This is a genomic window from Pseudomonas pseudonitroreducens, assembly GCF_021603645.1.
GTDB classification, from domain to species: domain Bacteria; phylum Pseudomonadota; class Gammaproteobacteria; order Pseudomonadales; family Pseudomonadaceae; genus Pseudomonas; species Pseudomonas pseudonitroreducens.
Genome location: NZ_BQHJ01000012.1, coordinates 107,602 through 131,786, shown reverse-complemented (window position 1 = coordinate 131,786; position 24,185 = coordinate 107,602). Strand labels below are relative to the sequence as shown.

Below are 24,185 nucleotides of genomic sequence, written 5' to 3'. Positions count from 1 at the left end.
GATAATAATTATCAGCAGATACTGCTTCGTGAACTCTTCCCGCAGGCTTTCTCATGTCGTTATCTCAACCGCGCAAAGCGGCGGACCCCGGTCCTGCCGTGGACGCTGAGGAACAGCTGTTCACTTCCGCCAAGGCGGATGACGGCGCCCATTTGCCCAGCGTGAACGCTCAGCGCGTCAATGAGGCCACCCTGCGACTCGTCAGTTGTGCGGGCCCCCGCCGTGACGAAGAAGTGGTTCCCGAAGAGGTCCTGATTCCCTATGCCACGCCGGTTGAAGGCGTGGAGGATGGCGAGCAGCCGCCGCCTCCGGGGGGCTGGTGGAAGTCCTCCGGCCTGGCGATCGCCATGCACGTGGCAATCGTTGCCGCGCTGGTCTGGGTGATGCCGACTCCGGCCGAGCTGAATCTGGGTGCCGGCGAGATGCCCAAGGCCATGCAGGTAAGCGTCGTCACCCTGCCGCCCAAGCCCGAGGTGCAGCAGCCTCCGGCCGCCGCGCCGACTCCGCCGCCGCCGGAGCCCGAGCCGCCGAAACCGATCGAGCCGCCCAAACCGGTGGAGAAGCCCAAGCCCAAACCCAAGCCGCCCGAGAAGGCCGTGCCCAAGGTTTCGCCCAAGCCCAAGCCGAAACCCAAGCCCGAGCCTGACCCCGAGCCCGCCGAGGAAGCCGCCGCGCCGCCGACTCCGGCCGCCCCGCCGCCGCCCGCCGCACCGACCGTCGGTCAGTTCACCCAGGGCGCCCAGGCCGCGCCGACCGGATCGCAAGGGCCCGCCGGCCTGCCTACCGGCAGCCTGAACGACAGCGACATCAAGCCGCTGCGCATGGATCCGCCGGTCTATCCGCGCATGGCGCTGAACCGTGGCATCGAAGGCCGGGTGAAGGTGCTGTTCACCATTACCAGCGATGGCCGCATCGCCGACATCCAGGTGCTGGAGTCCTCGCCGCCGCGGATGTTCGACAACGCCGTGCGCGATGCCATGGACAAGTGGCGCTTCGAGCCACGCGTCAGCGGTGGCCGGATCGTCGCCCGCCAGGCGACCAAGGTGTTCTTCTTCAAGCTCGAGGGCCGTCGCTGACAGCCTTTGCGAGCCCAACAAAAACGCGCCCCAGGGCGCGTTTTTTGTTGCTGCCAATTTGCCGTTGCAGCACAGGGCGTAGGAGCGGACTCCGTCCGCGATGGTATTCGGCGCGATGCGGACCAATCGCGGACGGAGTCCGCTCCTACGAAAGCAATTCTTCCCGTAGCAGCTCCAGTGCTTCTCGCGCCCCGCCCACGGCGATCTGCACGGGGACGCCGAGCATCAGGTTCAGCGGCAGGCCGAAGCTTTCGATCTGGTTGCCCTCGCGGTCACGCCCGGGCTCCTCGCCCAGCCACTCGCAGGGCAGGCGCTGCGCGCAATTGCCGCCTTCCTCGATATAGCCATACAGCGGCTTGCCCATCGCGGCGGCGTAGCCCAGCTCGAAGGCCGTGCCGCTGTCCGGCTCGGCACCACGGAAGGGATTGAGGTTGGCCAGCACCGCGTCCGCGTCGGCGATCAGGTTGAGGTTGGCCTGGTAGATCCACAGAGCCTGCTCCGACGGGTTGGCGATGTCGTCGGGCACCGAGTGATCGAGCGGGTAGAGGCCCTGCAGGCCGAACTCGGCGCACAGCGCCTTGAGCCGCTCGCCCTGGGCGAAGGCGTCGGGGCGGAATACATCGGGGCCGGCGAGGTAGATCTTGAGCATGGTCAGAGTCCCATGAACGACAGCATCAGGAAGGTGGCGAACAGCACGAAGTGGGTCATGCCTTCGATGGCGTTGGTCTTGCCGTCATGCAGGTTGTAGCCGGCGACCATCAGGGTGATGAACATCATGCCGGTCTGCAGCGGGGTCATCGCCATCTGGATCGGTTGGCCCTTGAACAGCGCCAGCGCCTCGATCACCGGGACGGTGAGGATGACGGTCGAGAGCGAGGCTCCCAAAGCGATGTTGACCACCGGTTGCATGCGATTGGCCATGGCCGCGCGCAGAGCCGTGAGGATTTCCGGGCTGGCGGAGATCGCCGCCACCAGCAGCGCCGGTACGATGGGCGGCACGCCGCTGCCTTCCAGGCCCACGTCGAGGGCCTTGGACATCACTTCCGCGAGTGCGCCGATCAGCACCACGCCGACCACCAGCAGGGCCATGGACTGCTTGCTGTTGCCCGGCGCCTCGTGGCCTTCGGCGTGCTCGCCGTGGGTGGCGTAGTTGTAGCTGAAGAAGTAGCTGTGCTGGCCGGTCTGCATGCGCAGGAACAGCGCGTAGAGCATGACCATGCAGCCGATGGTGAAGAATGAGTAGAGCTTCCACTGCTCGGCCGGGATCAGCTCCGGGACCACCATGGAGATGCCCACGGCGGTGAGGATCATGGTCACGTAGGTCTTGCCCGAGTCGTCGTTGTACGACTGCTCGCCGTGCTTGAGGCCACCAAGCAGTGCGGCCAGGCCGAGGATGCCGTTCATGTCGAGCATCACTGCGGCGTAGATGGTGTCGCGGGCCAGCGTCGGGGAGTGGTTGTGGCCCATCATGATCGCCAGGATCACCACCTCCACGAGCACCGCCGCCAGGGTGAGGATCATGGTGCCGTAGGGCTCGCCGACCTTTTCCGCGAGGATTTCGGCGTGGTGCGCGACGCGCAGCGAGACGCCGATGATCACCGCCAGCAGCGCAGTCGCGGCGATCCCCGCGAGCATCTTGCCGCCGCCCAGCAGGCTGTGCTCCAGCGGATACACCGCGATCGCCACCAGCAGGGCGAGGAGGAGGAATTTTTCTTCTTTGAGCGCGCGCAGCATCGAGGGGGATGTCCATTCCGTAAGAGGCGAGTGCGCCATCTTAGGCAATGCACAGGAGACGCACCAGCGAGCGCCGCGGCGCCTGGCCAGCCCTTACGGTCAGTGGGGCAGGTCGGCGCGCTCGACGAACTGCTTCTGCGCCGCCAGCACCTGGTCGGGCAGCACGCGCAACGCCTGGTAAGCGACGTTGAGTTCCTGCGCGAGGGCCTCCTTCCTGGCCTTGTCGGCGGTTTCCGCGTAGCGCTTGAGCTGCTGGTAATAGCCGATCTGCAGTTCGTAGTAGCGCGACAGGCTGCTGGCAAAGCGGCTGGCATCCTCGCTGTGGCGCAGTTGCTGCACCTGATTGAGGTCGTGTTCGAGTTCGGCGATGTGGCTCGCGGGGTTCTCCACCCGCCGCGCAGCGCTGGCGCCCTGGCCGGCGTCGAAGTCGCCGTTGACCAGGCTCTCCATGTCGCGGTCGATCCGCTGCACGTTGTGCAGGAAGGCGGGAGTTACCAACTCGTTGTACTGGGAATCGGAGGAGGAGCCGTCGCAGGCGACCAGGGTCAGGGGCATCAGCAGCGCCAGCAGTGTCTTGTTCATGGGGACAGGCCACCGTGAAAGGGGGGAGCGTGATTCTAGGAAGGAGGCCGGTCGGAAGATTTCGCGGATATCTGTCTTTTGCGTCAGAATTATCTCTGTCCACTGCGTGATGGGGCCTGCCCCCTCGCGGCCAATTGCTTGCCGGAACCGCCTGTGTGCCAATGGCGGCGCCTGACCTACCCATAACGAGACCTCACCCATGTACGACTGGCTCAATGCCCTGCCCAAGGCCGAACTGCACCTGCACCTCGAGGGTTCGCTGGAGCCCGAGCTGCTGTTCGCCCTGGCCGAGCGCAACAAGGTCGCCCTGCCCTGGGGCGACGTCGAGAGCCTGCGCAAGGCCTATGCGTTCAACAACCTGCAGGAGTTCCTCGACCTCTACTACGCTGGCGCCGACGTGTTGCGCACCGAGCAGGACTTCTATGACCTGACCTGGGCGTACCTCGAGAAGTGCAAGGCGCAGAACGTCATCCACGTCGAGCCGTTCTTCGATCCGCAGACCCATACCGACCGTGGCGTTCCCTTCGAAGTGGTGCTGCGCGGCATCCAGGGCGCGCTCAAGGATGGCGAGAAGCGACTGGGCATCAGCCATGGCCTGATCCTCAGCTTCCTGCGTCACCTGTCCGAGGAAGAAGCCTTCAAGACCCTCGACCAGGCTATGCCATTCCGCGACGCTTTCGTTGCCGTCGGCCTGGACAGCTCCGAAGTCGGCCACCCGCCGAGCAAGTTCCAGCGCGTGTTCGACCGCGCCCGCAGCGAAGGCTTCCTTACCGTCGCCCACGCCGGCGAGGAAGGCCCGCCCGAGTACATCTGGGAAGCTCTGGACCTGCTCAAGATCGAGCGCATCGACCACGGTGTGCGCGCCATCGAAGACGAACGGCTGATGCAGCGCATCATCGACGAGCAGATCCCGCTGACCGTCTGCCCGCTGTCCAACACCAAGCTCTGCGTATTCGACCACATGCGCGAGCACAACATCCTCGACATGCTCGAGCGTGGCGTGAAGGTGACGGTGAACTCGGACGACCCGGCCTATTTCGGCGGCTACGTCACCGAGAACTTCCAGGCCCTGCATGAGCACCTGGGCATGACCAAGGAGCAGGCGCAGCGGCTGGCGCAGAACAGCCTGGATGCGCGGTTGGTGAAGTAAGAGCTTGGGGGATTGGCTCCGCTGCGCGCCTGTTCCCCTCACCCCCAGCCCTCTCCCGAAGGGAGAGGGAGTCGATTGTGCCGGCTGACACCGTGCTGCCATCCGGCTGCAGACGGTCCCTCCCTCTGAGCGGGGCGCGCAGCCAGGGTCAGGGCGAGGGCTGTGCCGAGCACCGTGCCTGCCGGCAAATCCCCCGTCCCGATCCGTCCCCTCATCTGGCGCCCGCGACCTTTCGTGGCGCGCCTGCTAACCCTATAAGTGCGCCTCCCACTTCATCGCGAGGAAGCATTCCATGAACAGGATCGTCGCCATCACCGGCGGCTTCGGCCATCTGGGCAGCGTGGTCGGCCAGGCGTTCGCCGATGCCGGCTGGCAGGTTGCCCTGCTCGATCGTGCCGTCGGGCCGCGTTATCCACAGGCCGGGGCGCTGTCCATCGGCGGCATCGATCTCACCGATTCAGCGGCCGCCCGCGCAGCGCTGGAGCAGGTCAACGAGCATTTCGGTGGCCTGGATGCACTGATCAACGTGGCGGGCGGCTTCCACTGGGAAACCCTGGCCGACGGCGACGTCGACACCTGGGACCTGATGTACCGCATCAACCTGCGTACTGCCGTGGTCTCCAGCCAGGCCGCGCTGGCCCACCTGAAGGCCCGTGGGCACGGGCGCATCCTCAATATCGCCGCTGCGGCGGCCAATCGCGCCGCGTTGGGCATGGGCGCCTACGCGGCGTCCAAGGCCGGCGTCATGCGCCTGACCGAAGCGCTGGCGGAAGAGCTGAAGGACGCACACATGACCGTTAATGCGTTGATGCCCAGCATCATCGACACCCCGCAGAACCGTGCCGACATGCCCGATGCCGAGTTCGACCGCTGGGTGCGGCCGGAGCAGTTGGCGGCGACCTTGCTGTTCCTGGCCTCGGATGCAGCGGCAGCCATCACCGGCGCATGCATTCCGGTGACTGGGCGGGTCTAGCGGGTGGAACTCTATCGACCGTAGGGCGCATAACCCGGAACGGGTTATCCGCCATGGCGGCGGATAACGCCGCAGGCGTTATGCGCCCTACATCTCAGGCTTCGACCGCACCCACGCTGCGCAGAAACGCCGCCAGGCAGGGGTTGTCGTTGTGCGGGCTCCACGCCGCGCCGTACTCCACTTGCGGCGAGCCCGCGATGGCGCGGAAGGCCACGCCGGGCAGTTGCATGCGCCGCATGGAATCCGGCACCAGGGACACCCCAAGCCCCTCGGCCACCAGGTTGACGATGGTCTGCTGCAGGTGCGTTTCCATGCGCACTGACGGGGCGAATCCATGCTGGCGACAGCAGTCCATCACCGACTCGTGCAGCGCCGGTGCGGTTGCGGGCGGGAAGGTGATGAAGGGTTCGCCGGCCAGTTTCGCCACGTCCAGTTCGGCTTCCTGCGCCAGCGGATGATCCGCCGGCAGCACCGCGCACAGCGGCTCGCTTTGCAGCGTGCGGTAGAGGCGCTGGTGCGGTTCGCGTTCGGGGAAGGTCAGGGCAACGTCCACTTCGCCGTTGTCCAGGGCCGGGCCGAGGTCGCGTGGCAGGACTTCGTTGAGCACCAGTTTCACTGCCGGGTGGCCATCGGCGAAGGTCTTCAGCAGGCGCGGCAGCAGCGTCCAGGCGGCGAGCATGGTGAAGCCGATGCGCAACTCGCCACGCTCTCCGCGCGCCGTGGCACGGGCGGCACGCACGGCGAGATCCAGGCCCGACAGCAGGGCGCGAGCGTGCTGCTGGAAGTCGCGGCCGGCGGCGGTCAGTTCCACCGAGCGGGAATGCCGGGCGAACAGCGGCGTGCCCAGTTCTTCCTCGAGTGCGGCAATCTGCCGGCTCAACGGCGGCTGGGTGATGTGCAGTGCTTCGGCGGCGCGTCCGAAGTGCAGGTGCTCGGTAAGGGCGAGGAAGTAACGCAGCTGACGGAAGTCGATCATCGATACGCAAAGGGTATGGATTGACGCTCTAGTAAGCATTGGACGGTATCGATTGGCAACCCTATGCTCGCCTGCCGCTCCCGCTTTCCAGGTTCTTTGCCATGCACACCGTGTTCGCCGTCGTCCTGCCGATCTTCGCGCTGATCCTGGTCGGCTGGCTGTGCCGGCGCAGCAACCGCCTCGGCCCGCAGGCAGCGTCGGAGGTGAACAAGCTGGTGGTCTGGCTGTGCCTGCCGGCGCTGCTGTTCAAGGTCACCGCCACCGCGACCTGGGCGGAAATCTGGCAGCCGGGGTTCCTCGCCGCCTTCACCGGCGGTTGCCTGCTGGTGTTCTTCGCCACTCTCGTCTGGCGCCTGCTGCAGGGCCGCCCGCTTCCGGCGGCGAGCATCGACGGGCTCAGCGCGTCCTACGCCAACACCGGCTACATGGGCATTCCGCTGTGCCTGCTGGTGTTCGGCCAGGATGGCCTGGAGCCGGCGTTGATCGCCTCGTTGCTGGTGGTCTGCGTGCTGTTCGCCATCTCGGTGGTGTGCATCGAGGTCGGCCTGCAGGAGGAGAAACACATCGGCCGCGCCGTGTGGGTGGTAACCAAGGCGCTGGGCAAGAACCCGCTGGTGGTGTCCCCGATTATCGGTGGCCTGTGGGCCCTGACCGGCATCGGCCTGCCCGCTCCGCTGCTGCATTTCCTCGACATGCTCGCCGCCGCGACGACGCCCTGTGCTCTGGTATCGCTCGGCTTGTTCCTGGCGCAGAAGCAGGAAGTGCGAGGCGAGCAGGTCGGCGCCTGGCCGCTGGTGGCGATCAAGCTGGTCGGCCAGCCGCTGCTCACCGGCTTCCTCGCCTACCGGGTCTTCGACCTGCCGCCGCTGTGGGCCGATTCCGCGCTGCTGCTCAGCGCGCTGCCCACCGGCACCGGGCCGTTCATGCTCGCCGAGTACTACCAGCGCGAGGCGGCGGTGGTGTCGCGGAGCATCCTGCTGTCTACCCTCGGCTCGCTGGTGACGCTGTCACTGTGCCTGCTGTGGATCGCCCGCTAGCAGCCTTTGGGTAGGAGCGGACTCCGTCCGCGATGTGCCACCGGCCAGCTCGGAGTTGCCGGGAGTCGATCGCGGACGGAGTCCGCTCCTACAGAGGGCTCGCAATGGATCTCCCTGTAGGAGCGAGCTTGCTCGCGAATCGCCCAGCGCCGGAGTCGCCGGTAGATCCGTTCGCAAGCAATAACGAAGGCGTCCCCCCTCGCTCCTACAAAAAAGCGCTCCGTGCGGGCATAAAAAAACGGACCAACCCTCGGGAGAAGGCGGTCCGTTGCGCAAACGCAGGGGAGCGTCACCGGGGAAAGGTGGCGCTCCAGACGCAGCCCCTCAGGCGTATGGCCCGAATTGCGTCAACGTTGCGATCAAGCTGGTTCGGTCAGCGCGCCCGCAGCGCGCACGGATGGTTGGCGGCGGGAAATCCGGTGGGCGTCGCCCGCTGGCGCCGTGCCCTTGTCGTAGGGCTTGGCCAGCAGCATGTAGAGCAGGCCGGCGCCGAGCACGATCACCGTGGTGAGGATCATCGAGTAGTTCATGTACCAGGGCGCATCCGGGGTGCGCGGCCAGACCATGTTGGTGATCGCCGCCACGCCATAGAGCAGCGCCGCGACGTTCACCGGCACGCCCCATTTGCCCAGGGTGAACTGGCCACCCGGCGCCCAGCCCTTGGCGCGGGCGATCAGCGCGGCGACGACGATCAGCTGGAACGCGATGTAGATGCCGATCGCGGCGAAGCCGACGATGGTGGCCACGGCGTCGGCCATGAACAGACCCAGGCAGACGATCGCTGCCGGCATCACGCCCGCCACCATCAGCGCGACCGCCGGTACGTGGTTGCTGTTGAGCTTCGATAGCGCCTTGCTGCCGACGATCATCTCGTCGCGGGCATAGGCGAACAGCAGGCGGCTGGCGGCGGCCTGCAGGCTCAGCACGCAGGAGACGAACGACACCATCACCACGGCCATCACCAGCTTCGAGCCCACCGGGCCGAAGGCGTTGGCGAGGATGGTGGTCACCGGGTCGGTGTCTTCGCCGTTGATCACACGCTGGATATCCGGCACCGAGAGGATCAGCGCCAGGCAGGCGAACATCGCCGCCGCACCGCCGATGTAGATGGTCATGCGCATGGTCTTGGGGATCATCTTGCCGGGGTTCGGGGTTTCCTCGGCGACGTCACCGCAGGCCTCGAAGCCGTAGTACTGGAACAGCCCCGCCAGGGATGCGGCGAGGAAGGCCGGCCAGTAGCTGCCGTCGATCTTGATGTCGAAGGTGTTGAACAGCACGCTGAAGTCGTTGTGGCGCTCGAAGATCAGCAGGTAGCCGCCCACCAGCAGCGCGCCGCCCAGCTCGCAGATGAAGCCGAACATGGCGACGCGGGCGAGCAGCTTGGTGCCGGACAGGTTGAGCACGGTGGACAGCGCGATCAGCCCCAGGGCGATGCCGATGGCGGCGTTGCCGTGCATGTCGAAGCCGAGCATGGCGGCCATGTACGGGCTGGCGCCCACGGCGATGCCGGCAATGGAGGTACACAGCGCCCAGGCATACACCCAGCCGACCATCCACGCCCAGCGCTTGCCCACCAGGCGACGGGCCCAGGGGTAGACGCCCCCGGAGATGGGGAATTGCGAGACCACTTCGCAGAACACCAGGCACACCAGCAACTGGCCCAGGCCGATCAGCAGGTAGGTCCAGAACATCGGCGGACCACCGGCGGCCAGGCACAGGCCGAACAGGGTGTAGACGCCGACGACCGGCGACAGGTAGGTGAAGCCCAGGGAGAAGTTCTCCCACAGGCCCATGCTGCGTTCGAAGTTGGAGCTGTAGCCGAGGGCAGCGAGCTGCTCGGCGTCTTGATCGGTAACGCCAGCGGCACGCTTGGCAGGGGACCCACTCATCGTTGTTTCCTCTCAGGGGTTGATGGGCAGAAGGCATTCGTCCGGCGGGCCTCACGACGCCCGCCGGTTCCCTTTTCGGGTTGGTTTTTTATGTGTGCGAAGCGACGATCACTGGCCGTCGTCGTACTTCGAGAGCCACTCCACGGCCTGCTGGTGGTAGCGGGTGAAGCCCTTGTAGTCGACGAGCTGCTGGTCTAGGGACTTGAGCACGCGGTGCATGCGCTTGGCCCACGCCGGGTTGCTGGCGATGTCTTCCAGGCTCAGCAGGTAGGTGCGGATCGGGAACACGATGGCGTTGCTGCGCGGCAGACGGTGCAGCGGTTGCAGTTCGATGCGCAGGTAGACCTTCTGACCGGCGTTTTCGGCGGTCACCGTGGTGCGGTCCGGCGCCCACTCGGGCAGGGACTCGGCGGAGACGTCCAGGCGCGGGTTGACCGTCAGCGACCAGTTCAGGCGGCGCACCGGGTGGCCGTTGCGCAGGCGCAGGAGGAACTTCAGCGCGCGGTCGAGCATGCCGGTTTCCTTCACCAGCGGCACCGGGCCGTGGAATTCGTGCCAGGCCATGCCCAGGTTGAAGCGCAGCGAGTAGTCGGCGCGCTGGGTGGCGATGCCCGCGCCCCAGTACAGGGTGCCGTCGCGTTCTTCCTGCAATACCCAGTCGCCCTGGGCCTGGCGGGTGACGTACTCCATCGGCTCATAGGGCAGGGTCGACGGATCACCGAAGGTGAAGGTGTCGTCGATGTTCAGCAGCTTGTTGGTCCAGTGCCAGCGGGTACCGTCCTTCTCCAGGGAGAAGTACTCCGGGTAGTCCTTGGCGTAGGCCTCCATGATCAGCTCGAGCAGGTCCCACTGCGCCTCCATCATGTGCGGCGCGGAGACGTAGTGCATGCCCGGGTCCTTCTCCAGGGTGATCGCCCGGTCGCGGCACTCGCTGATGTAGTGCTCGTCGATGTCGAACACCGCGCGGAAGGCGTCGTTGCCCACCGAAACGTGCGGCTCCAGGTTCATCGAGTACATGTACTCGTCGTCCGGGAAGGGCCAGGGCGCGCGGTCGATGCAGGCCTGGCTGTTGGCGTAGGTGTAGTCGTCGCGGTAGGTTTCGTCGGGGCGGAATTGGATGGTCATGGTCGTTCTCCGGCTCAGCAGTCGATGACCAGCCGCGAGCACTTGGCACGCGACACGCAGGGCATGATTTTCTTGTTGGCGGCCTTGTCCTCGTCGGACAGCCAGTCGTCGGTGTGGAGGATTTCGCCATCCAGTTCGAGGACGTTGGTCTCGCACATGCCGCAGGCGCCACCGCGGCACAGGTACGGGATGTCGTGGCCGGCGGCCTCGGCGGCCTCCAGCAGGCTCTGGTCGGGCGACACTTGGATGCTCGCGCCGCTGCGCGCCAGGGTGACCTGGAACGCCTCGCCGACGCTGCCCTGTTCGAGGAAGCGCTCGTAGTGGATGTGGCTGTCGGTCCAGCCGTGGGCGTGGGCGGCGTCGATGGTCGCCTGGATCATGCCCTCGGGGCCGCAGACGTAGACGTCGCTGCCCAGCGGGCGGTCGGCCAGCACGGCGGAAATATCCAGGCGCTCGCCACGCTCGTCGCGGTACAGGCGCACCGCGTCGCCGTATTCCTGCAGCAGTTCTTCACCCAGGCGCGCATGGGCATCGCCGCGCACGGCCAGATGCACTTCGAAGGGCGTGCCGCGCAGGCGCAGCTCGGCCAGTTGCGAGCACACCGGGGTGATGCCCACGCCGCCGGCGATGAACAGGTGCAGGCGCGCATGCTTGCTCAGCGGGAACAGGTTCACCGGGCGGAGGATTTCCAGCTCGTCGCCTTCCTGCACCACGTCATGCATGTGCTTTGACCCGCCACGGCCTTCCTCCACGCGGCGCACGGCGATCTGGTAGGCGCTGGCGTCGTAGGGCGAACTCATCAGCGAGTAGGCGTTGCGGTAGGTGCCGCTGGCGTGGGGCATCAGCACCACGACGTTGCTGCCGCCGGAGAACGGCGTCAGGTGCGCGCCGTCGGTGGAAGCCAGGGTGAAGCGCTTGATCTCCGGGGTCACCTGCTCGATGCGGGTGACGCGGACATTCAGGGTTCCGTTGGACTGGCTCATGTGTCGAGCTCCTCGGCTTCCGGCAGTTCGCCGGGGACTTCGGCGTCGGCCTTGACGGCCTGGAAGGCGGCGAGGCGGCGGGAGTAGTGGTCGCGGACCACCAGGGTGCGGGCGCAGTGCGGGCAATCGAAGACGCGCTGGGTGACGTTCTCGGTGTAGCCGTCGCAGTGCACGCACCAGACGCGGCGCACGAAGGAGCCGGCGTGCTCGCGCAGCACTTCGTCCTTGTTCAGGTTGATTGCGTCGGCGGCCTGCATGGCGGTGCCGATGAAGCTCTCCGAACCGGCCAGGTACAGGCGGGTACCCATGCGCGACTGGCCCAGCAGGGCGTGCAGGTCATCGACCAGCGCGCGGTTGCTCGAGTAGATCGAAAGCTCCACGTCAGTAATGTCGCGCAGCGCGGCGAAGTGATCCTGGCCGGAGAAGGATTCGCTGGAATACAGCACGCGGATGGGCGCGCTGCGCGGCATTTCGGCGAGCAGACGGAGCATGGCGCTGCCGCCGCTGCCCTGGCCGGCGATGATGTGGTGGTTGCCGCCGGCGAGCGGGCGCAACTGGTCGTAGACCGGCCGGCTCTTGATACCTGTGATGAGCATTATTCTTGTGCCTCCAGAACTGCCGGCTCTCTCGGTCAGGAGCGCCAGCGCGATTCGAGGACCCGCGCACGGTCACGGGTCGGAGATACACAGAGCACAGGCTGTGCCAAATAGTTAAGTGATTGAAATTAAATGGAAAATTTAAAATCAGAAAGTACAGGTGTAAGCAGAAATGACAACGCCTGTAGGCAGGCTTGCAGCGGTGGATTGTCGCAGGGGGATTTCTGTCGGGCGCGGTAAAGCCGCACGACCGGTTGGTCCCGCGCAGGCAGGTGGGTTTTGGGTAGGAGCGGACTCCGTCCGCGATCGATTGCCGGCTGCTCGGAGCCGGCCTGTTGCATATCGCGGACGGAGTCCGCTCCTACGCATGTCGGGAATCGCGGTGTGGAGCGGAGGACGGTCAATCGTCGCGCTGCAACTTGCGGATCAGCGTGCCGACGTCGATGCCCAGGTGGATCGCCGCCTTGCGCTTGCTGCCGCACAGGCGCACCGCGCGCAGGATCACCTGGCGCTCGTAGCGCTGCACCTGGGCCTTGAGCGGCTGGTCGTCGATGGCCGCAGCCGGTTCGGCGAGCGCGACGGGGCTGCCGGCCGGCGGCGCGCCGAGCAGCTCCGGCGGCAGGTGCAGCTCTTCCGCCACGTCGTCGGCGAGTACGGCCAGGCGTTCGAAGATGTTCACCAGCTCCCGGATGTTGCCGGGGTAGTCATAGCCCAGCAGGCGTTCGCGGCATGCCGAGGACAACCGCAGCGGCGGCTGGCGGTCGCGGTTGATCCGCGCCAGGAGGATGTCCATCAGCACCGGCAGGTCGTCACGGTGGGCGCGCAGCGGCGGGATTTCCACCGGCAGCACGGCCAGGCGGTAGTAGAGGTCGGCGCGGAATTCGCCGGCCGCCACCTGGGCGCGCAGGTCCTTGTTGGTGGCGGCGATCACCTGCACCTGTACCTGTTTCGACAGCGGCGACCCCACCGGCTGGATGGTGCCGTCCTCGAGGAACTTGAGCAGCTTGGCCTGCACCTGCAGCGGGATCTCGCCGATCTCGTCGAGGAACAGCGTGCCGCCCGAGGCGCTCTCGATGTAGCCGCGCTTGCCCGACTGCAATGCGCCGGTAAAGGCGCCGCGCTCGTAGCCGAACATCTCCGACTCGAACAGCGTCTCGGGGATGCTCGCGCAGTTCACGTCGATGAACGGCCGGTCGCCCCAGCCGGCGGCGCGGTGGATGTGCCGGGCGATGGCGGTCTTGCCCACGCCGGGCTCGCCGAGCAGCAACAGGCGCGCGCGGCGGCGGAAGGCGCGTACGCCCATGTCGGCGATGGAGGAGAGCAGCGGCGACATGTGCAGCGCGTTGTCCTGCGGGTCGCCCAGGCCTTGCAGGTCGGTGGTCGAGGCGCGCCCGGAGGGGCTGCGCAGGCTGCCGGCGGTGCCCGGTTCGTATTCGCGCTGGATCAGCAGGCTGTAGGGCTTCTCATAGGCGCCGGTGGGCACCGCCTGGGCGCGGGTGAGGAACACCCGGCCGTCGCGGGAGCGGGTCAGCGCGCTCTTGCCGCCGCGGCGCAGGGCCTGCTGGAAGTCGTCGAACTGCAGTGCCGAACGCTGGAAGAAGTCCACGTCCGGCAGGCCCAGCACATCGACGCGGGTGACGCGGTTGACCCGTTCCGCCGCGAGGTTGATGAAGCGCACCCGCGAGTCGCCGTCGCAGACGATCAGCGCCTCGCTGAAACTGTCCAGCAGGGCGTGCAGGGCTGGCGTCTCCAGCAGCGCGGAAAGCATCTCCCCGGACGCGCTGACCGACGAGCGCATACCCATGCGCAGCGGCGCGAAGAAACCTTCTTCGCTCATGCTTCTTTGCTCATGGATGCAGCTCCGTCGCCTTGTTCGCCAAGCGCAGCACGAAGACGCGCCAGGCCACGCCCTCGCGGATGAGAATGCGCGAGCAGTGGCTGTTGAACGACTGATAGTTGCCGAACTGGTCCGGCAGGTCGAGCACCTGCCAGGTGCGCTCGGGCAGCGGCATGCGGTTCAGCGTCGAGGCCAGGCCGGCGGCGCGGGTGATGCCGAAGGTCTGCTCGAAGGCTGCGTTGCGCCATTGCGGCTGGGCCGCCTCGTCGATCACCAGCACGGCGTCGGGCACTGCGTCGAACACCCTGCGCAGCGCTTCGATGCGCTGCTCGGCGTCGTGCTGCATGCGCAGCTCCTGGCTGACGTCGCGCAGGCTGCCCCACATGCGCAGCAGGCGGCCGTTGTGGATGCTGGCGCGCACGTCGTTCTCCACGTAGGCCGGCGAGCCGTCGTGGCGGCGGTCCACCGACAGCGCGCCATCGACGTGGAATTCCGCCTCGATCAGGCGCCGCACGAACTCTTCGTTGGCCGGGCTGCGCGGCCAGTACAGGCGCACCGGCTGTTCGCTGAAATCGACGTCGGCGGGCATCTCGTAGATGTTGGCCATGGCGCGGTTGCACATGCGCCAGTAGGAGCGGTTCTCGAACACCTGGCGGACGATCTCGTCGGGCGTCTCGCGCACGTCCACCGACTCGGCGAACTCGATGCACCAGTAGGCCACCCGCGCGCTGAAGAGCATCTGGCTCATCACCTCGTTGGCGCTCTGCAGCTCGCCGAGGCGGCGGCTGACCGGCCCCAGCGGCATCTTCACCAGGTGCAGGCGCGCCGGCTCGCCGTCGCGCCATTGCAGCACGCCGCTGGCGAGCACTGGCAACAGGCCGCCGTTGTGGCGGATCAGGGTCAGCTCCAGGTCCTGCACACGCTCGTCCGCCGGTGGGCTGGCGAACAGCTGCATCAGGGCGTTCAGCGAGTCGGCGGTGTAGATCAGCTCGGCGCCCTGGCCATCCAGCGAGCCCGGCGGGTAGCCGAGCTGGTCGGTCTGCTCGGCGGAGACTTCGATGAAGCGTCCCTGGGACGTCAGGCTGTCGGACAGCAGCAGGCCTCTGTCCAGCAGCAGTTTTAGCGGGTCCATTTCCCTCTCCAGATGCAAATTCCCAACACGGCGATGCGGCCGCCTGGCGGCGCGCAAGAAGACTCAAGGCATGTTGCATGCCAGGCTGAAACGCCCGTGCGCCGTGGGGTGGCGCGGAAGGGTGTGTGCAAAATCGCAGCACTGCGGGCAATCATGCAGCGTTGTTTGCAGAATATCCGTTGCATCAATGCAGCGGCGCGCGTGGCGATGGAAGGCGCAAAGGTTTCGCCATAAATACTGGCCAGTTGATAGCTTTTGAGTTCGTTTGAGCGGCTGCCGCTGCTAGGATGCGCGCGCGTTTCGCTGCTGAAACGCCTGTCCCAGAGCCCGCTCCCTACAAGAGGCCGCCATGCGCAAGCACCGTCGATTGACCTTCCGCCACATCGGCCAGATCAACGTGACCAACCGCCTGAGCGGCGACCCCATGGGTGTGGTCCTGGACGTTTCGATGGGTGGCCTGCGGCTGGTGACGGAAGAGCCGCTGGCGCCGGGCAGCTGCTACGACATGCGCCTGGAAATACCGGTACGCGAGGACCACACCCGTTCGGTGGATATCACGGCGATCTGCCAGTGGTCGAAGAAGGACGCCAAGAATGCGCGCTTCGAGCAGGGCTTCAAGCTCGACCGCCCGAGTGCGGCGTTTACCGAGTTGGTGACTACGATGTCGGTGAGTTTCAACCGCAGCCTGTTGGGGCGGGCGCGGTTGTCGTGATGGGGTAGTCCGGTGCTCGGGCGGGCCCTCACCCCAGCCCTGGCTGCGCGCCCCGCTCAGAGGGAGAGGAGGCCGTTCGGCGTTTTGTGGTTGTGTCGAAGCTCGCCGGCAAGCACGGGAATATCCGCCTGCACCAGACAGTCCCCTCTCCCATTGGGAGAGGGTTAGGGTGAGGGGGAAACCCCGCGCCGAACGCTCAGAATGGCACCCGCTCCGCCAGCTCCATCACCCCAGCGTCCCGACGATCTGCACCCCCACCCGCTCCGGAATCTCGTTCTGCGACAGCACGTGCAGCCCCGGGCTGAACACCCGCGCATAACGCGCCAGCAGCGGCCGCAGTTGCGGCATCACGGTGAGGATCGGCGGGTGGCCTTCCTTGCGCAGTTTCTCCTTCACCACCGGCATGCTGTGCTGCAGCTGGTTGAGCAGGCTGGGCTCCACCGGGATGTTGTCCAGGCTCACCGGGCCGGCCTGCTGGGCGATGCTCAGGGCGCCGAGCAGGGTGTTTTCCAGGGCATTCTCCAGGACGAATACGCTCAGCTCCGGGCGCTCGCCGGCGATCGAGGAAACGATGCTGCGGCGCAGCGCATAGCGCACGTCGGAGGCCAGCAGCACCGGGTCCTTGGTGGTCTCGCTGCCTTCGAGCAGGGCGCTGGCGATGGTGACGATGTCCTTCAGCGGCACTTCTTCCTGCAGCAGCTGGCGGAACACCCGGTGCTGCTGCGAGTAGGTCAGCTGCGCCTTCAGCGATTCGGCGAGCTTGGGCGCCTGCAGGGTCAGGCGCTGCATCAGGTGTTCGACGTCGTCGTGCTTGAAGATGTCCGGCAGGTGCTCGCGCACCACCTTGTTCAGGTGCGTGGCGACCACGCTGGCGCAGTCGATCACCTGGTAGCCCAGGTTCAGCGCGCGGGATTTGTCCGCCGGCAGGATCCACACCACCTGCATGCGGTACGCCGGGTCGACGCCGAGGATGCCGTCGATCTCGCCGTAGAGCTCCGGCGAGGGAATCGCCATCAGCCGGTCGGCGTGGATTTCCGCGCCGTCGATGCGCTCGCCGTTGATGTGGATGGCGTACTGCGAGGCCTTCAGGCGCAGGCTGTCGCGGATCTGCACTTCCGGCAGGAGGAAGCCCAGGCTCTCCGAGAGGGTCTGGCGCACCCCGCGAATCCGCTGTGGCAGTGGCGCGCCGCTGGCCTCGTTGACCAGGCTGACCAGCTTGTAGCCCAGCGAGATCGACAGCCGCTCCACCAGCGGGATGTCTTCCCAGGCCAGTTGCTGCGCCTTTTCCTGGTCCATCGCGTGCGTCAGGGCCTGGGTCTGCTCCAGCGTCTGCGCCTCGATGGGCGGGCCGGCCAGCGACAGGCGCCAGGCGATGAACGCCACCAGTGCGGCGAAGGCGAAGAAGGCGGTGTGCGGCATGCCCGGCACCAGGCCGAGTACCACGAGGATGCCGGCGACGGTGTAGAGCAGCGACGGCGAGGCCAGCATCTGCTTGCGCACCAGGCTGGTGATCTCCGCCGACTCGTTGACCCGCGTGACGATGATCGCCGCCGCGGTGGACAGCAGCAGTGCCGGGATCTGCGCCACCAGGCCGTCGCCGATGGTCAGCAGGGCATAGCGCTGGAAGGCTTGCGCAGCCGGCAGGTCGTAGACGAATACGCCGATGGCCAGGCCGCCGAACAGGTTGATCAGCAGGATCAGGATGCCGGCGATGGCATCGCCACGGACGAACTTCGAGGCGCCGTCCATGGCGCCGTAGAAGTCGGCTTCCTTGGCCACTTCCGAGCGCCGCCGCTTGGCTTCGTTCTGCTCGATCAGGCCGGCGTTGAGGTCGGCGTCGATGGCCATCTGCTTGCCGGGCAGGGCGTCCAGGGTGAAGCGCGCGGTCACCTCGGAGATGCGCTCGCCGCCCTTGGTGATGACCATGAAGTTGATGATCATCAGGATCACGAAGACGATCAGGCCGACGATGAAGTTGCCGCCGATCACCACGTGGCCGAAGGCTTCGATCACCTTGCCCGCCGCGCCCGTGCCGGTGTGGCCGTCGAGCAGCACCACGCGGGTGGAGGCGACGTTCAGGGTCAGCCGCAGCAGCGTGGTGACCAGGATCACCGTGGGCAGCAAGGAAAAGTCCAGCGGGCTCTTCGACGACACGCTGACCAGCAGCACCAGGATCGCCACCACTATGTTGAAGGTGAACAGGGCGTCCAGCACCAGCGGTGGCAGCGGCAGGATGATCATCGAAAGGATCGACAGGATGATCAGCGGGATGCCGATGCGGCCGCTCTGGAACGTCGGCAATAGTGACTGCAGTAGGCGCATGGTCAGACTCTGTTCAGCAATTCTTCGGGGATGGGGACGTTACGGATCAGCTCCGGTCGTTCACGGCGCCCGGAGCGCCAGGCCTTGAGCTGGAGGATGTAGGTCAGGACGTGGGCCACGGCCTTGTACAGCTGTGCCGGAATCTGCTGGTTCACCTGGGTGGTGGCGTAGATCGCACGGGCCAGCGGCGGCAGTTCGAGCACTTCCAGGTCATGGGCCCTGGCCATCTTGCGGATGTACAGCGCGGTCTCGTCGAGGCCCTTGGCGACCACGTAGGGCGCCTGGGCCTTCTTCGGGTCATAGCGCAGCGCCACGGCGAAGTGCACCGGGTTCACTATCACCACGTCGGCGGTCTTGATCGTCTTGCTGATCTGCCGGTGCACCAGCTGGCGCTGCAACTGGCGGATGCGCGCCTTCACTTCCGGGCGGCCTTCCTGGTTCTTGTGCTCTTCCTTGCGCTCCTGCTTGGTCATGCGCAGCTTCTTCTTGAAGAAGAAGTACTGGATCGGGATGTCGATGACCGAGAACAGGATGAACACCACCAGCAGCGAGACAGTGATGTCGTAGAAGGTGCTGAACGCTGCGGCGATGGCGCTGTGTACGTTGCTGCGCTGCAGCGCCAGCAGGCCGGGCAGGGCGCCGTGCAGCTGGTAGACGGCGACGACGATCAGCACGGCGATCTTCAGCAGCGACTTGGCCAGCTCGGTCCAGTTCTGCAGCGAGAAGATGCGTCCGAGCCCGGTGATGGGGTTGAGCTTGGACAGCTTGGGCATGAAGTTCTTGCTGGAGAAGATCCAGCCGCCGGGGATCATCGAGAACAGCACCACCAGCAATGGCGTGACCAGCAGCGGCAGCAGCGTGGTGATGAACAGCACCAGGTGATGGCCGAGCACCAGCGGCAGGTCGTCGAGGCCGATCTCGCTGTTCCTGAAATCGATGAACGACAGCGCGAAGCCCTGCTTCAGTCCTTCGTAGAAGTGCTCCACGCAGAACTTCAGGGCGACCAGCGTGGCCAGCAGCGAGAGCGTGGTGGAGAGGTCCTTGGAGCGGCTGACCTGGCCATCCTCGCGGCTCTTCTTGAGTTTCTGCTGGGAGGCCTCTTCGGTTTTTTCCTGGGCGCTGTGCTGCTCAGCCATGGCGCCCCTCGCGGAAGATCACGCCGATGGCATCGAGCAGCTGGCGGGTGAGCTTGAGGTAGTTCTCGGGGATATCCGGCAGGGTCAGCCAGATGCATACCAGGCCGGCCAGCACCGCCATGGGGAAGCCCAGGGAGAACAGGTTGAGCGCCGGCGAGATGCGGTTCAGCAGGCCGAAGCAGAACTGCACCAGGGTCATGCAGAACACCACCGGCAGGGTGATCAGCACCGCGGCGGCGAATACCCAGGCCAGGCTGCCCACTACCGACTCCAGCCCCAGGTAGTGCAGGCCGCTGCCCACCGGCCAATAGATGAAACTCTGGTAGAGGATGCTCACCACCAGCAGGTGGCCGTCGATGGAGAGGAACAGGAACACCAGCAGGATGAAGTACAGCTGGTAGAGGATCGAGGACGACGACACGCCGTTCATGGGGTCGTTGTACACCGCCATGCTCAGGCCGAGCTGGGTGGAAATCACGTCGCCGACCAGGGTGAACACGGTGAACACCAGCATCAGCGAGAGGCCCAGCATCAGGCCGAAGACGATCTGCTCCAGCGCTACCAGCAGACCCTGGGCGGACAGCGGGTCGATAGCCGGCGGCCGTGGCAGCGCGGCGCCGAGGGCGACGGTCAGGGCCAGGCCGAGAAGTATGCGCAGGCGCATGGGGATCGCCTTGTGGCTGAAGATCGGCGCCAGGGCGAACACCGCCATGATCCGGCAGAAGGGCCACCACCAGGCCTGCAGCGTTTGCAGGTAGTCGAAGGCCTGCAGGAAGGATGCGCCTGGCTGCATGGCATCAGCCGACCAGGCGGCCTGCCTGGTGGAACGACTGGATGAACAGCTCTGAGAGCGTGCGCAGGATCCAGTGCCCGGCGAACACCAGCATCCCCAGGGTGATCAGCAGGCGCGGCAGGAAGCTGAGCATCTGCTCGTTGATCTGCGTGGCCGCCTGGAAAATGCTGATCAGCAGGCCGCCGATCAGGCTCGGCAGGATCAGCACGCAAACGATCAGCGCGGTGATGTGCACGGCGTTGGAAACGATGTCGACGGCGCTTTCCGGGGTGAGCATGGCGTTCTCCGCAAGGCCGCTAGAAGGGCTGCACGCTGCTGGTCAGCGTGCCCATCATCAGGGCCCAGCCGTCCACCAGCACAAAGATCATCAGCTTGAACGGCAGCGAGATCATCATCGGCGAGAGCATCATCATGCCCATCGCCATCAGCACGCTGGCCACCACCAGGTCGATCACCAGGAACGGGATGAAGATCATGAAGCCGAGCTGGAAGGCGGTCTTCAGCTCGCTGAGCACGAACGACGGCAGCAGCAGGGAGAAGTCCAGGTCTTCGAATTTCTCCGGCACGCTTTCGCCGGCCAGGGAGACCATGGTTTCCAGCGAGGTGCGGTTGGTCTGCGCGAGCATGAAGCGGCTCAGCGTCTGCTTGGCGCGCCCGAGGCCGTCTTCCAGGCTGATCTGGTCGGCCTCGAAGGGCTGGTAGGCATTGGCGTAGATGTCCTGCCACACCGGGCGCATGACCAGCAGGGTCATGATCAGGGCGATGCCCACCAGCACGTTGTTCGGCGGGCTCTGCTGCAGGCCGATGGCCTGCCGGAGGATCGCCAGCACGATGACGAAACGGGTGAAGCAGGTCATCAGCATGAGCATCGCCGGGAGGAAGCCCAGCAGCGTCATGACGATGAGAATCTGCAGCTTGACGCTGAAGGCCTGGCCGTCTGCCGTGTCGTGCAGGTTGAACAGCGTCACCTCGCCGCCGGCTGCCTGCGCGTAGAGCGGGCACAGCACGGCGATGAGCAGGCCCAGCGTGGCTGGCAATCTGCCGGTCAGGAAGCGGCGCAATTTCATCAGGCAGTCAGGGCGTCGAGGCTGGCGCCGCACAGTTCGAGCACGCGCAGGCCGTAGTTGCCGTTCATCACTACCACTTCGGCCTTGGCGAACAGCGCGCCGTTGACCTTCACGTCCAGCGGCTCGCCAGCGAGCTTGTCGAGGATGATCACGCTGTTGGCGTCCACATCCATCAGCTCCTTCAGCGAGATTTCCACCGAGGCGACTTCGAGGGTGACGTTTACCGGAATCTTGCCGAAGAAGCTCAGGTCCTGCTGCGGCAATGAAGCGCGCACGGGCTCGGCGGGAATGTCGGTGGCGTCCTGGGTCAGGTCCAGGTCGTCATCGTTGATCAGCGACTCGAACTCGGAGTCGGAGAGAGAGCCAGTCATGGGTTTTTCACGCTTTCCAGGGAGGAGAGGAAGAGGGTGCCGTCGTCTTCGAAGATGGCGCCGCGGAACAGCTTCTGCTGGTTCACGCGGACCTCGACGCGGTCCAGCGGGCGGATCATCAACACATCACCCGGCTCCAGGGCGAGTACCTGGGCGAGTGGCATGCGCGCGGCGGCAACCACGCAGTCCAGGCGCAGCGGCAGGTGCTTGATGTGCTCCACCGGGTTGCCGGTCAGGCGCGGCGGTGGTGGGCCGGCGAGGCGGCGGGTGAGCTCGTCCGCCAGCGGGTTGTCCAGGTAGAGGTAGAGCGAGGAGCGCTCGCCGGTCAGGTGGCTGACGTAGCTGAACTCGGCCACATACTCCCACTGCACCTCTTCATAGGTGGGGTCGATCTGCTGCAGGCGGCCGACCGATTCGCCCATCAGCAGGGCGCGGCCGAACAGGTCGACCACGTCCAGGCCGAGGCGCTCGAGCATGCGTTGCTCGGAGCTGCTGATCGGCGGCGTATCGCGATTGGCGACCAGCGTGCCGCCGTAATAGCACTCGATGACTTCGGTGAGCAGGGCGCGGTCCATGGCGAAACCGAACTTGCCCAGGGGCGAATCGAAAAGGCACTCGAGTTCACGGGGAAGTTCCTCGTGAATAGTCAGGTTGGCCAGTTCGAGATTGATTCGATAATGTCGCAGGAAATAGTCGCTGATAATCCGCGGATACTTTCCGGAGATCTCTTTGATGTACTGCGGAATCTTGTGATAATGCCGGCCGAGTTTCTGCGGTTTCAGTCGGATGAGACTGTCGGCGGGCACGCCATGGTGGACTTTTGATTTGCCAGTCATGCTCAGCGTCGTACTTCCAGGTTCGATCTGCCATCTGCCCAAGGACACGGGAAGTGTCGTGACCGCCGGGGTCGGCTGATCGTTGCTCGCGGCATGCTCTGTCTGTCAGGAGGCCCGTGACTGCTGCGTCACAGGCTGCTGACGTGGCGCAATGATAGCGATCTGAGGTCGCCCGATTAAATCAATAGATATCAAATGCTGTTTTTGACGGAACTTTTTGTCTATTGATCTTAATTAATCGGCGGGAAGCTATGGCGTAGTGCTGGCACTTGTTAGGGTGGCTGGGTTAGTTACAGGTTGCAGCGACTTCATATATGACGAAGTTGTTGCAATGCCACCCGTGAGATAGCCGATCCAGAAACAGGTTCCGCAGTCGCCGATTATAGTTGTCGGCTGATGCTGGCGTTGAACGATGGAGGGCTTGCGAACGCACTAGCGAATGGAAAGTTGCGGTGAACAGTTTAAGCCAGTCGATCGATCAATTATGTGAAACGCTGCTCGAAGAGCGGCCTGCGCAGAAAAAAGTTGCGATCATCGGGCCGTCCTCGGACGCCGCTCACGCCCTGCTTTTGCAGACGCTGCTGGCCGAAGGCTGCCGCGTCGAACGTTTCTCCGGCTTCGCCGAACTGGCCCGTGCGCGCAGCGACGCGGCCCTGCTGTTCATCCTCGCCGGCGCCTTCCCCGCGCCTGATCTGTATGCCCAGGTTGGCGCGCTGCTCGGCGATGGCCGCGAGCGCGACGTGGTGCCCATCGTCGGCTATGAAGAGCAGGAAAAGGCCGCCACCCTGCTTGACCTGGGTTGCGTCGACTACCTGCTGTCGCCGTTCGGCGCCGGCCAGCTGGCCGCACTGCTGCGGCGTCAGGAAGCCTCCAGCGCTGCCCAGGAACTGTTCGTTTCGCGCTCCCAGGCTGGTCGCCGCCTGCTGGCCATGGCGCAGCGTGTCGCGCAGACCCGCGCGCCGATCCTGATCACCGGCGAGACCGGCACCGGCAAGGAACTGCTGGCCCGCTACATCCACGGCATCGCCAGCCCGGACGCGCCGTTTGTCGCGGTGAACTGCGCGGCGATCCCCGAGGCGATGCTCGAATCCATCCTCTTCGGCCACGAACGCGGTGCCTTCACCGGCGCGGTGACTGCCCAGCCGGGCAAGTTCGAGCTGGCCAACGGCGGCACCCTGCTGCTCGACGAAATCGGCGAGCTGCCGCTGGCCCTGCAGGCCAAGTTGCTCCGCGTCCTGCAGGAGCAGCGCGTGGAGCGCCTCGGCGGGCGCCGCGAGATCGAGCTCGACGTACGCGTGATCGCCGCCACCAACCGCGACCTGCAGGCCGAAGTCGGCGAAGGGCGCTTCCGCGCCGACCTGATGTTCCGCCTCGACGTGCTGCCGCTGCACATCGCCCCCCTGCGCGAGCGCAAGGAAGACGTGCTGCCGCTGGCGCGGCGTTTCATCCGCCAGTACGCCCCGCAGGACGCCGAGCATGACCTGCTTACCGAGGCCGCCGGCCGCGCGCTGCTGCAGCACGACTGGCCGGGCAATGTGCGCGAGCTGGAGAACACCCTGCAACGCGCCCTGGTGCTGCGCAACGGCCTGTTCATCCAGCCACGCGACCTCGGCCTGGCCGCGCCGCCGGCCACGCTGGCGACTGTCGCCGCGGTGATCCCGCTGGCGGCCGAAGGCGGCCGCGCCGCACTGCGCGCCAGCGGCAAGCTCGCCGAGTACCAGCATGTGATCGACACCATCCGCCGCTTCGGCGGGCACAAGACCAAGGCCGCCGAGAGCCTGGGCATGACCACCCGCGCGCTGCGCTACCGGCTCAACGCGATGCGTGAGCAGGGCGTGCAGGTGCAGTTCTGATTACG

23 protein-coding genes are annotated in these 24,185 nt (G+C 65.9%); 6 read left to right on the top strand and 17 right to left on the bottom strand.

Going from position 1 to position 24,185, the window contains the following annotated elements:
• The first annotated feature begins 53 nt into the window (after nucleotides 1–53).
• A complete protein-coding gene (locus tag L6D89_RS25990; protein WP_236201609.1) occupies nucleotides 54–1,076 on the top strand; it encodes an energy transducer TonB in 1,023 nt (340 codons plus the stop codon).
• 145 nt (nucleotides 1,077–1,221) lie between these two features.
• On the opposite strand, the gene L6D89_RS25985 is transcribed toward L6D89_RS25990, so the two are convergent.
• The 3 genes from L6D89_RS25985 to L6D89_RS25975 form a co-directional block, all read right to left on the bottom strand.
• On the bottom strand, nucleotides 1,222–1,725 hold the full coding sequence (locus tag L6D89_RS25985) for a nucleoside 2-deoxyribosyltransferase (RefSeq protein WP_236201608.1): 504 nt from the start codon (nucleotides 1,723–1,725) through the stop codon (nucleotides 1,222–1,224).
• A 2-nt stretch (nucleotides 1,726–1,727) separates the two neighbouring features.
• A complete protein-coding gene (locus L6D89_RS25980; RefSeq protein WP_236201607.1) occupies nucleotides 1,728–2,810 on the bottom strand; it encodes a calcium:cation antiporter in 1,083 nt (360 codons plus the stop codon).
• Nucleotides 2,811–2,909: 99 nt separating this feature from the next.
• Nucleotides 2,910–3,392 (bottom strand): hypothetical protein, encoded by a 483-nt coding sequence (locus L6D89_RS25975; protein ID WP_236201606.1) that lies wholly within the window; start codon nucleotides 3,390–3,392, stop codon nucleotides 2,910–2,912.
• Nucleotides 3,393–3,591: 199 nt separating this feature from the next.
• On the opposite strand from L6D89_RS25975, the gene L6D89_RS25970 reads away from it, so the two are divergent.
• Nucleotides 3,592–4,542 (top strand): adenosine deaminase, encoded by a 951-nt coding sequence (locus tag L6D89_RS25970; protein ID WP_236172176.1) that lies wholly within the window; start codon nucleotides 3,592–3,594, stop codon nucleotides 4,540–4,542.
• Between the two features lie 292 nt (nucleotides 4,543–4,834).
• The gene (locus tag L6D89_RS25965; RefSeq protein WP_236201605.1) at nucleotides 4,835–5,515 is read left to right on the top strand and encodes an SDR family NAD(P)-dependent oxidoreductase; all 681 of its coding nucleotides are present in this window, start codon (nucleotides 4,835–4,837) and stop codon (nucleotides 5,513–5,515) included.
• Between the two features lie 94 nt (nucleotides 5,516–5,609).
• Here the strand turns inward: L6D89_RS25965 and L6D89_RS25960 are convergent, their stop codons facing one another.
• Nucleotides 5,610–6,491 carry a LysR family transcriptional regulator gene (locus L6D89_RS25960; RefSeq protein WP_236201604.1) on the bottom strand — a complete coding sequence of 294 codons (882 nt, stop codon included), beginning with the start codon at nucleotides 6,489–6,491 and terminating at the stop codon, nucleotides 5,610–5,612.
• Between the two features lie 101 nt (nucleotides 6,492–6,592).
• Here L6D89_RS25960 and L6D89_RS25955 point away from each other — a divergent pair, with 101 nt between their 5' ends.
• A complete protein-coding gene (locus L6D89_RS25955; RefSeq protein ID WP_236201603.1) occupies nucleotides 6,593–7,528 on the top strand; it encodes an AEC family transporter in 936 nt (311 codons plus the stop codon).
• Between the two features lie 359 nt (nucleotides 7,529–7,887).
• Here the strand turns inward: L6D89_RS25955 and L6D89_RS25950 are convergent, their stop codons facing one another.
• The 6 genes from L6D89_RS25950 to L6D89_RS25925 all read right to left on the bottom strand — a co-directional run bounded on the left by L6D89_RS25950 (nucleotide 7,888) and on the right by L6D89_RS25925 (nucleotide 15,090).
• Nucleotides 7,888–9,417, bottom strand: coding sequence for an APC family permease (locus L6D89_RS25950; protein WP_236172172.1), 1,530 nt, complete (start codon nucleotides 9,415–9,417; stop codon nucleotides 7,888–7,890).
• 108 nt (nucleotides 9,418–9,525) lie between these two features.
• Nucleotides 9,526–10,542 (bottom strand): heme-dependent oxidative N-demethylase family protein, encoded by a 1,017-nt coding sequence (locus tag L6D89_RS25945; RefSeq protein WP_236201602.1) that lies wholly within the window; start codon nucleotides 10,540–10,542, stop codon nucleotides 9,526–9,528.
• A 14-nt stretch (nucleotides 10,543–10,556) separates the two neighbouring features.
• On the bottom strand, nucleotides 10,557–11,525 hold the full coding sequence (locus L6D89_RS25940; RefSeq protein ID WP_236172170.1) for a PDR/VanB family oxidoreductase: 969 nt from the start codon (nucleotides 11,523–11,525) through the stop codon (nucleotides 10,557–10,559).
• Nucleotides 11,522–12,121 carry a dimethylamine monooxygenase subunit DmmA family protein gene (locus L6D89_RS25935; protein ID WP_236201601.1) on the bottom strand — a complete coding sequence of 200 codons (600 nt, stop codon included), beginning with the start codon at nucleotides 12,119–12,121 and terminating at the stop codon, nucleotides 11,522–11,524. Before L6D89_RS25935 ends, L6D89_RS25940 begins: the two co-directional genes overlap by 4 nt.
• A gap of 400 nt (nucleotides 12,122–12,521) precedes the next feature.
• Entirely contained in the window at nucleotides 12,522–13,958 is a 1,437-nt protein-coding gene (locus tag L6D89_RS25930; RefSeq protein ID WP_236172169.1) for a sigma-54 interaction domain-containing protein, read from the bottom strand.
• A 10-nt stretch (nucleotides 13,959–13,968) separates the two neighbouring features.
• Nucleotides 13,969–15,090 (bottom strand): PAS domain-containing protein, encoded by a 1,122-nt coding sequence (locus L6D89_RS25925; RefSeq protein ID WP_236172168.1) that lies wholly within the window; start codon nucleotides 15,088–15,090, stop codon nucleotides 13,969–13,971.
• Nucleotides 15,091–15,439: 349 nt separating this feature from the next.
• Here L6D89_RS25925 and L6D89_RS25920 point away from each other — a divergent pair, with 349 nt between their 5' ends.
• Entirely contained in the window at nucleotides 15,440–15,802 is a 363-nt protein-coding gene (locus L6D89_RS25920) for a PilZ domain-containing protein (RefSeq protein WP_236172167.1), read from the top strand.
• Between the two features lie 225 nt (nucleotides 15,803–16,027).
• Here the strand turns inward: L6D89_RS25920 and L6D89_RS25915 are convergent, their stop codons facing one another.
• From L6D89_RS25915 to L6D89_RS25885, 7 genes are read right to left on the bottom strand one after another with little or no spacing between them, the layout of a single operon-like run.
• On the bottom strand, nucleotides 16,028–18,124 hold the full coding sequence (locus tag L6D89_RS25915) for a flagellar biosynthesis protein FlhA (protein WP_236201600.1): 2,097 nt from the start codon (nucleotides 18,122–18,124) through the stop codon (nucleotides 16,028–16,030).
• Nucleotides 18,125–18,126: 2 nt separating this feature from the next.
• Entirely contained in the window at nucleotides 18,127–19,260 is a 1,134-nt protein-coding gene (gene flhB, locus L6D89_RS25910; protein ID WP_236201599.1) for a flagellar biosynthesis protein FlhB, read from the bottom strand.
• Nucleotides 19,253–20,053, bottom strand: a complete 801-nt coding sequence (fliR, locus tag L6D89_RS25905; protein ID WP_236201598.1) for a flagellar biosynthetic protein FliR — start codon at nucleotides 20,051–20,053, stop codon at nucleotides 19,253–19,255. Before fliR ends, flhB begins: the two co-directional genes overlap by 8 nt.
• A gap of 4 nt (nucleotides 20,054–20,057) precedes the next feature.
• Nucleotides 20,058–20,330 (bottom strand): flagellar biosynthetic protein FliQ, encoded by a 273-nt coding sequence (locus L6D89_RS25900; protein ID WP_236201597.1) that lies wholly within the window; start codon nucleotides 20,328–20,330, stop codon nucleotides 20,058–20,060.
• 19 nt (nucleotides 20,331–20,349) lie between these two features.
• Nucleotides 20,350–21,120 carry a flagellar type III secretion system pore protein FliP gene (gene fliP, locus L6D89_RS25895; RefSeq protein ID WP_236201596.1) on the bottom strand — a complete coding sequence of 257 codons (771 nt, stop codon included), beginning with the start codon at nucleotides 21,118–21,120 and terminating at the stop codon, nucleotides 20,350–20,352.
• Nucleotides 21,120–21,491 (bottom strand): FliM/FliN family flagellar motor switch protein, encoded by a 372-nt coding sequence (locus L6D89_RS25890; RefSeq protein ID WP_236201595.1) that lies wholly within the window; start codon nucleotides 21,489–21,491, stop codon nucleotides 21,120–21,122. The genes fliP and L6D89_RS25890 overlap by 1 nt, the downstream gene beginning before the upstream one ends.
• On the bottom strand, nucleotides 21,488–22,327 hold the full coding sequence (locus L6D89_RS25885; RefSeq protein WP_236172160.1) for a FliM/FliN family flagellar motor switch protein: 840 nt from the start codon (nucleotides 22,325–22,327) through the stop codon (nucleotides 21,488–21,490). The genes L6D89_RS25890 and L6D89_RS25885 overlap by 4 nt, the downstream gene beginning before the upstream one ends.
• Before the next feature lie 452 nt (nucleotides 22,328–22,779).
• On the opposite strand from L6D89_RS25885, the gene L6D89_RS25880 reads away from it, so the two are divergent.
• Nucleotides 22,780–24,180 (top strand): sigma-54 dependent transcriptional regulator, encoded by a 1,401-nt coding sequence (locus L6D89_RS25880; RefSeq protein ID WP_236201594.1) that lies wholly within the window; start codon nucleotides 22,780–22,782, stop codon nucleotides 24,178–24,180.
• Nucleotides 24,181–24,185 lie beyond the last annotated feature (5 nt).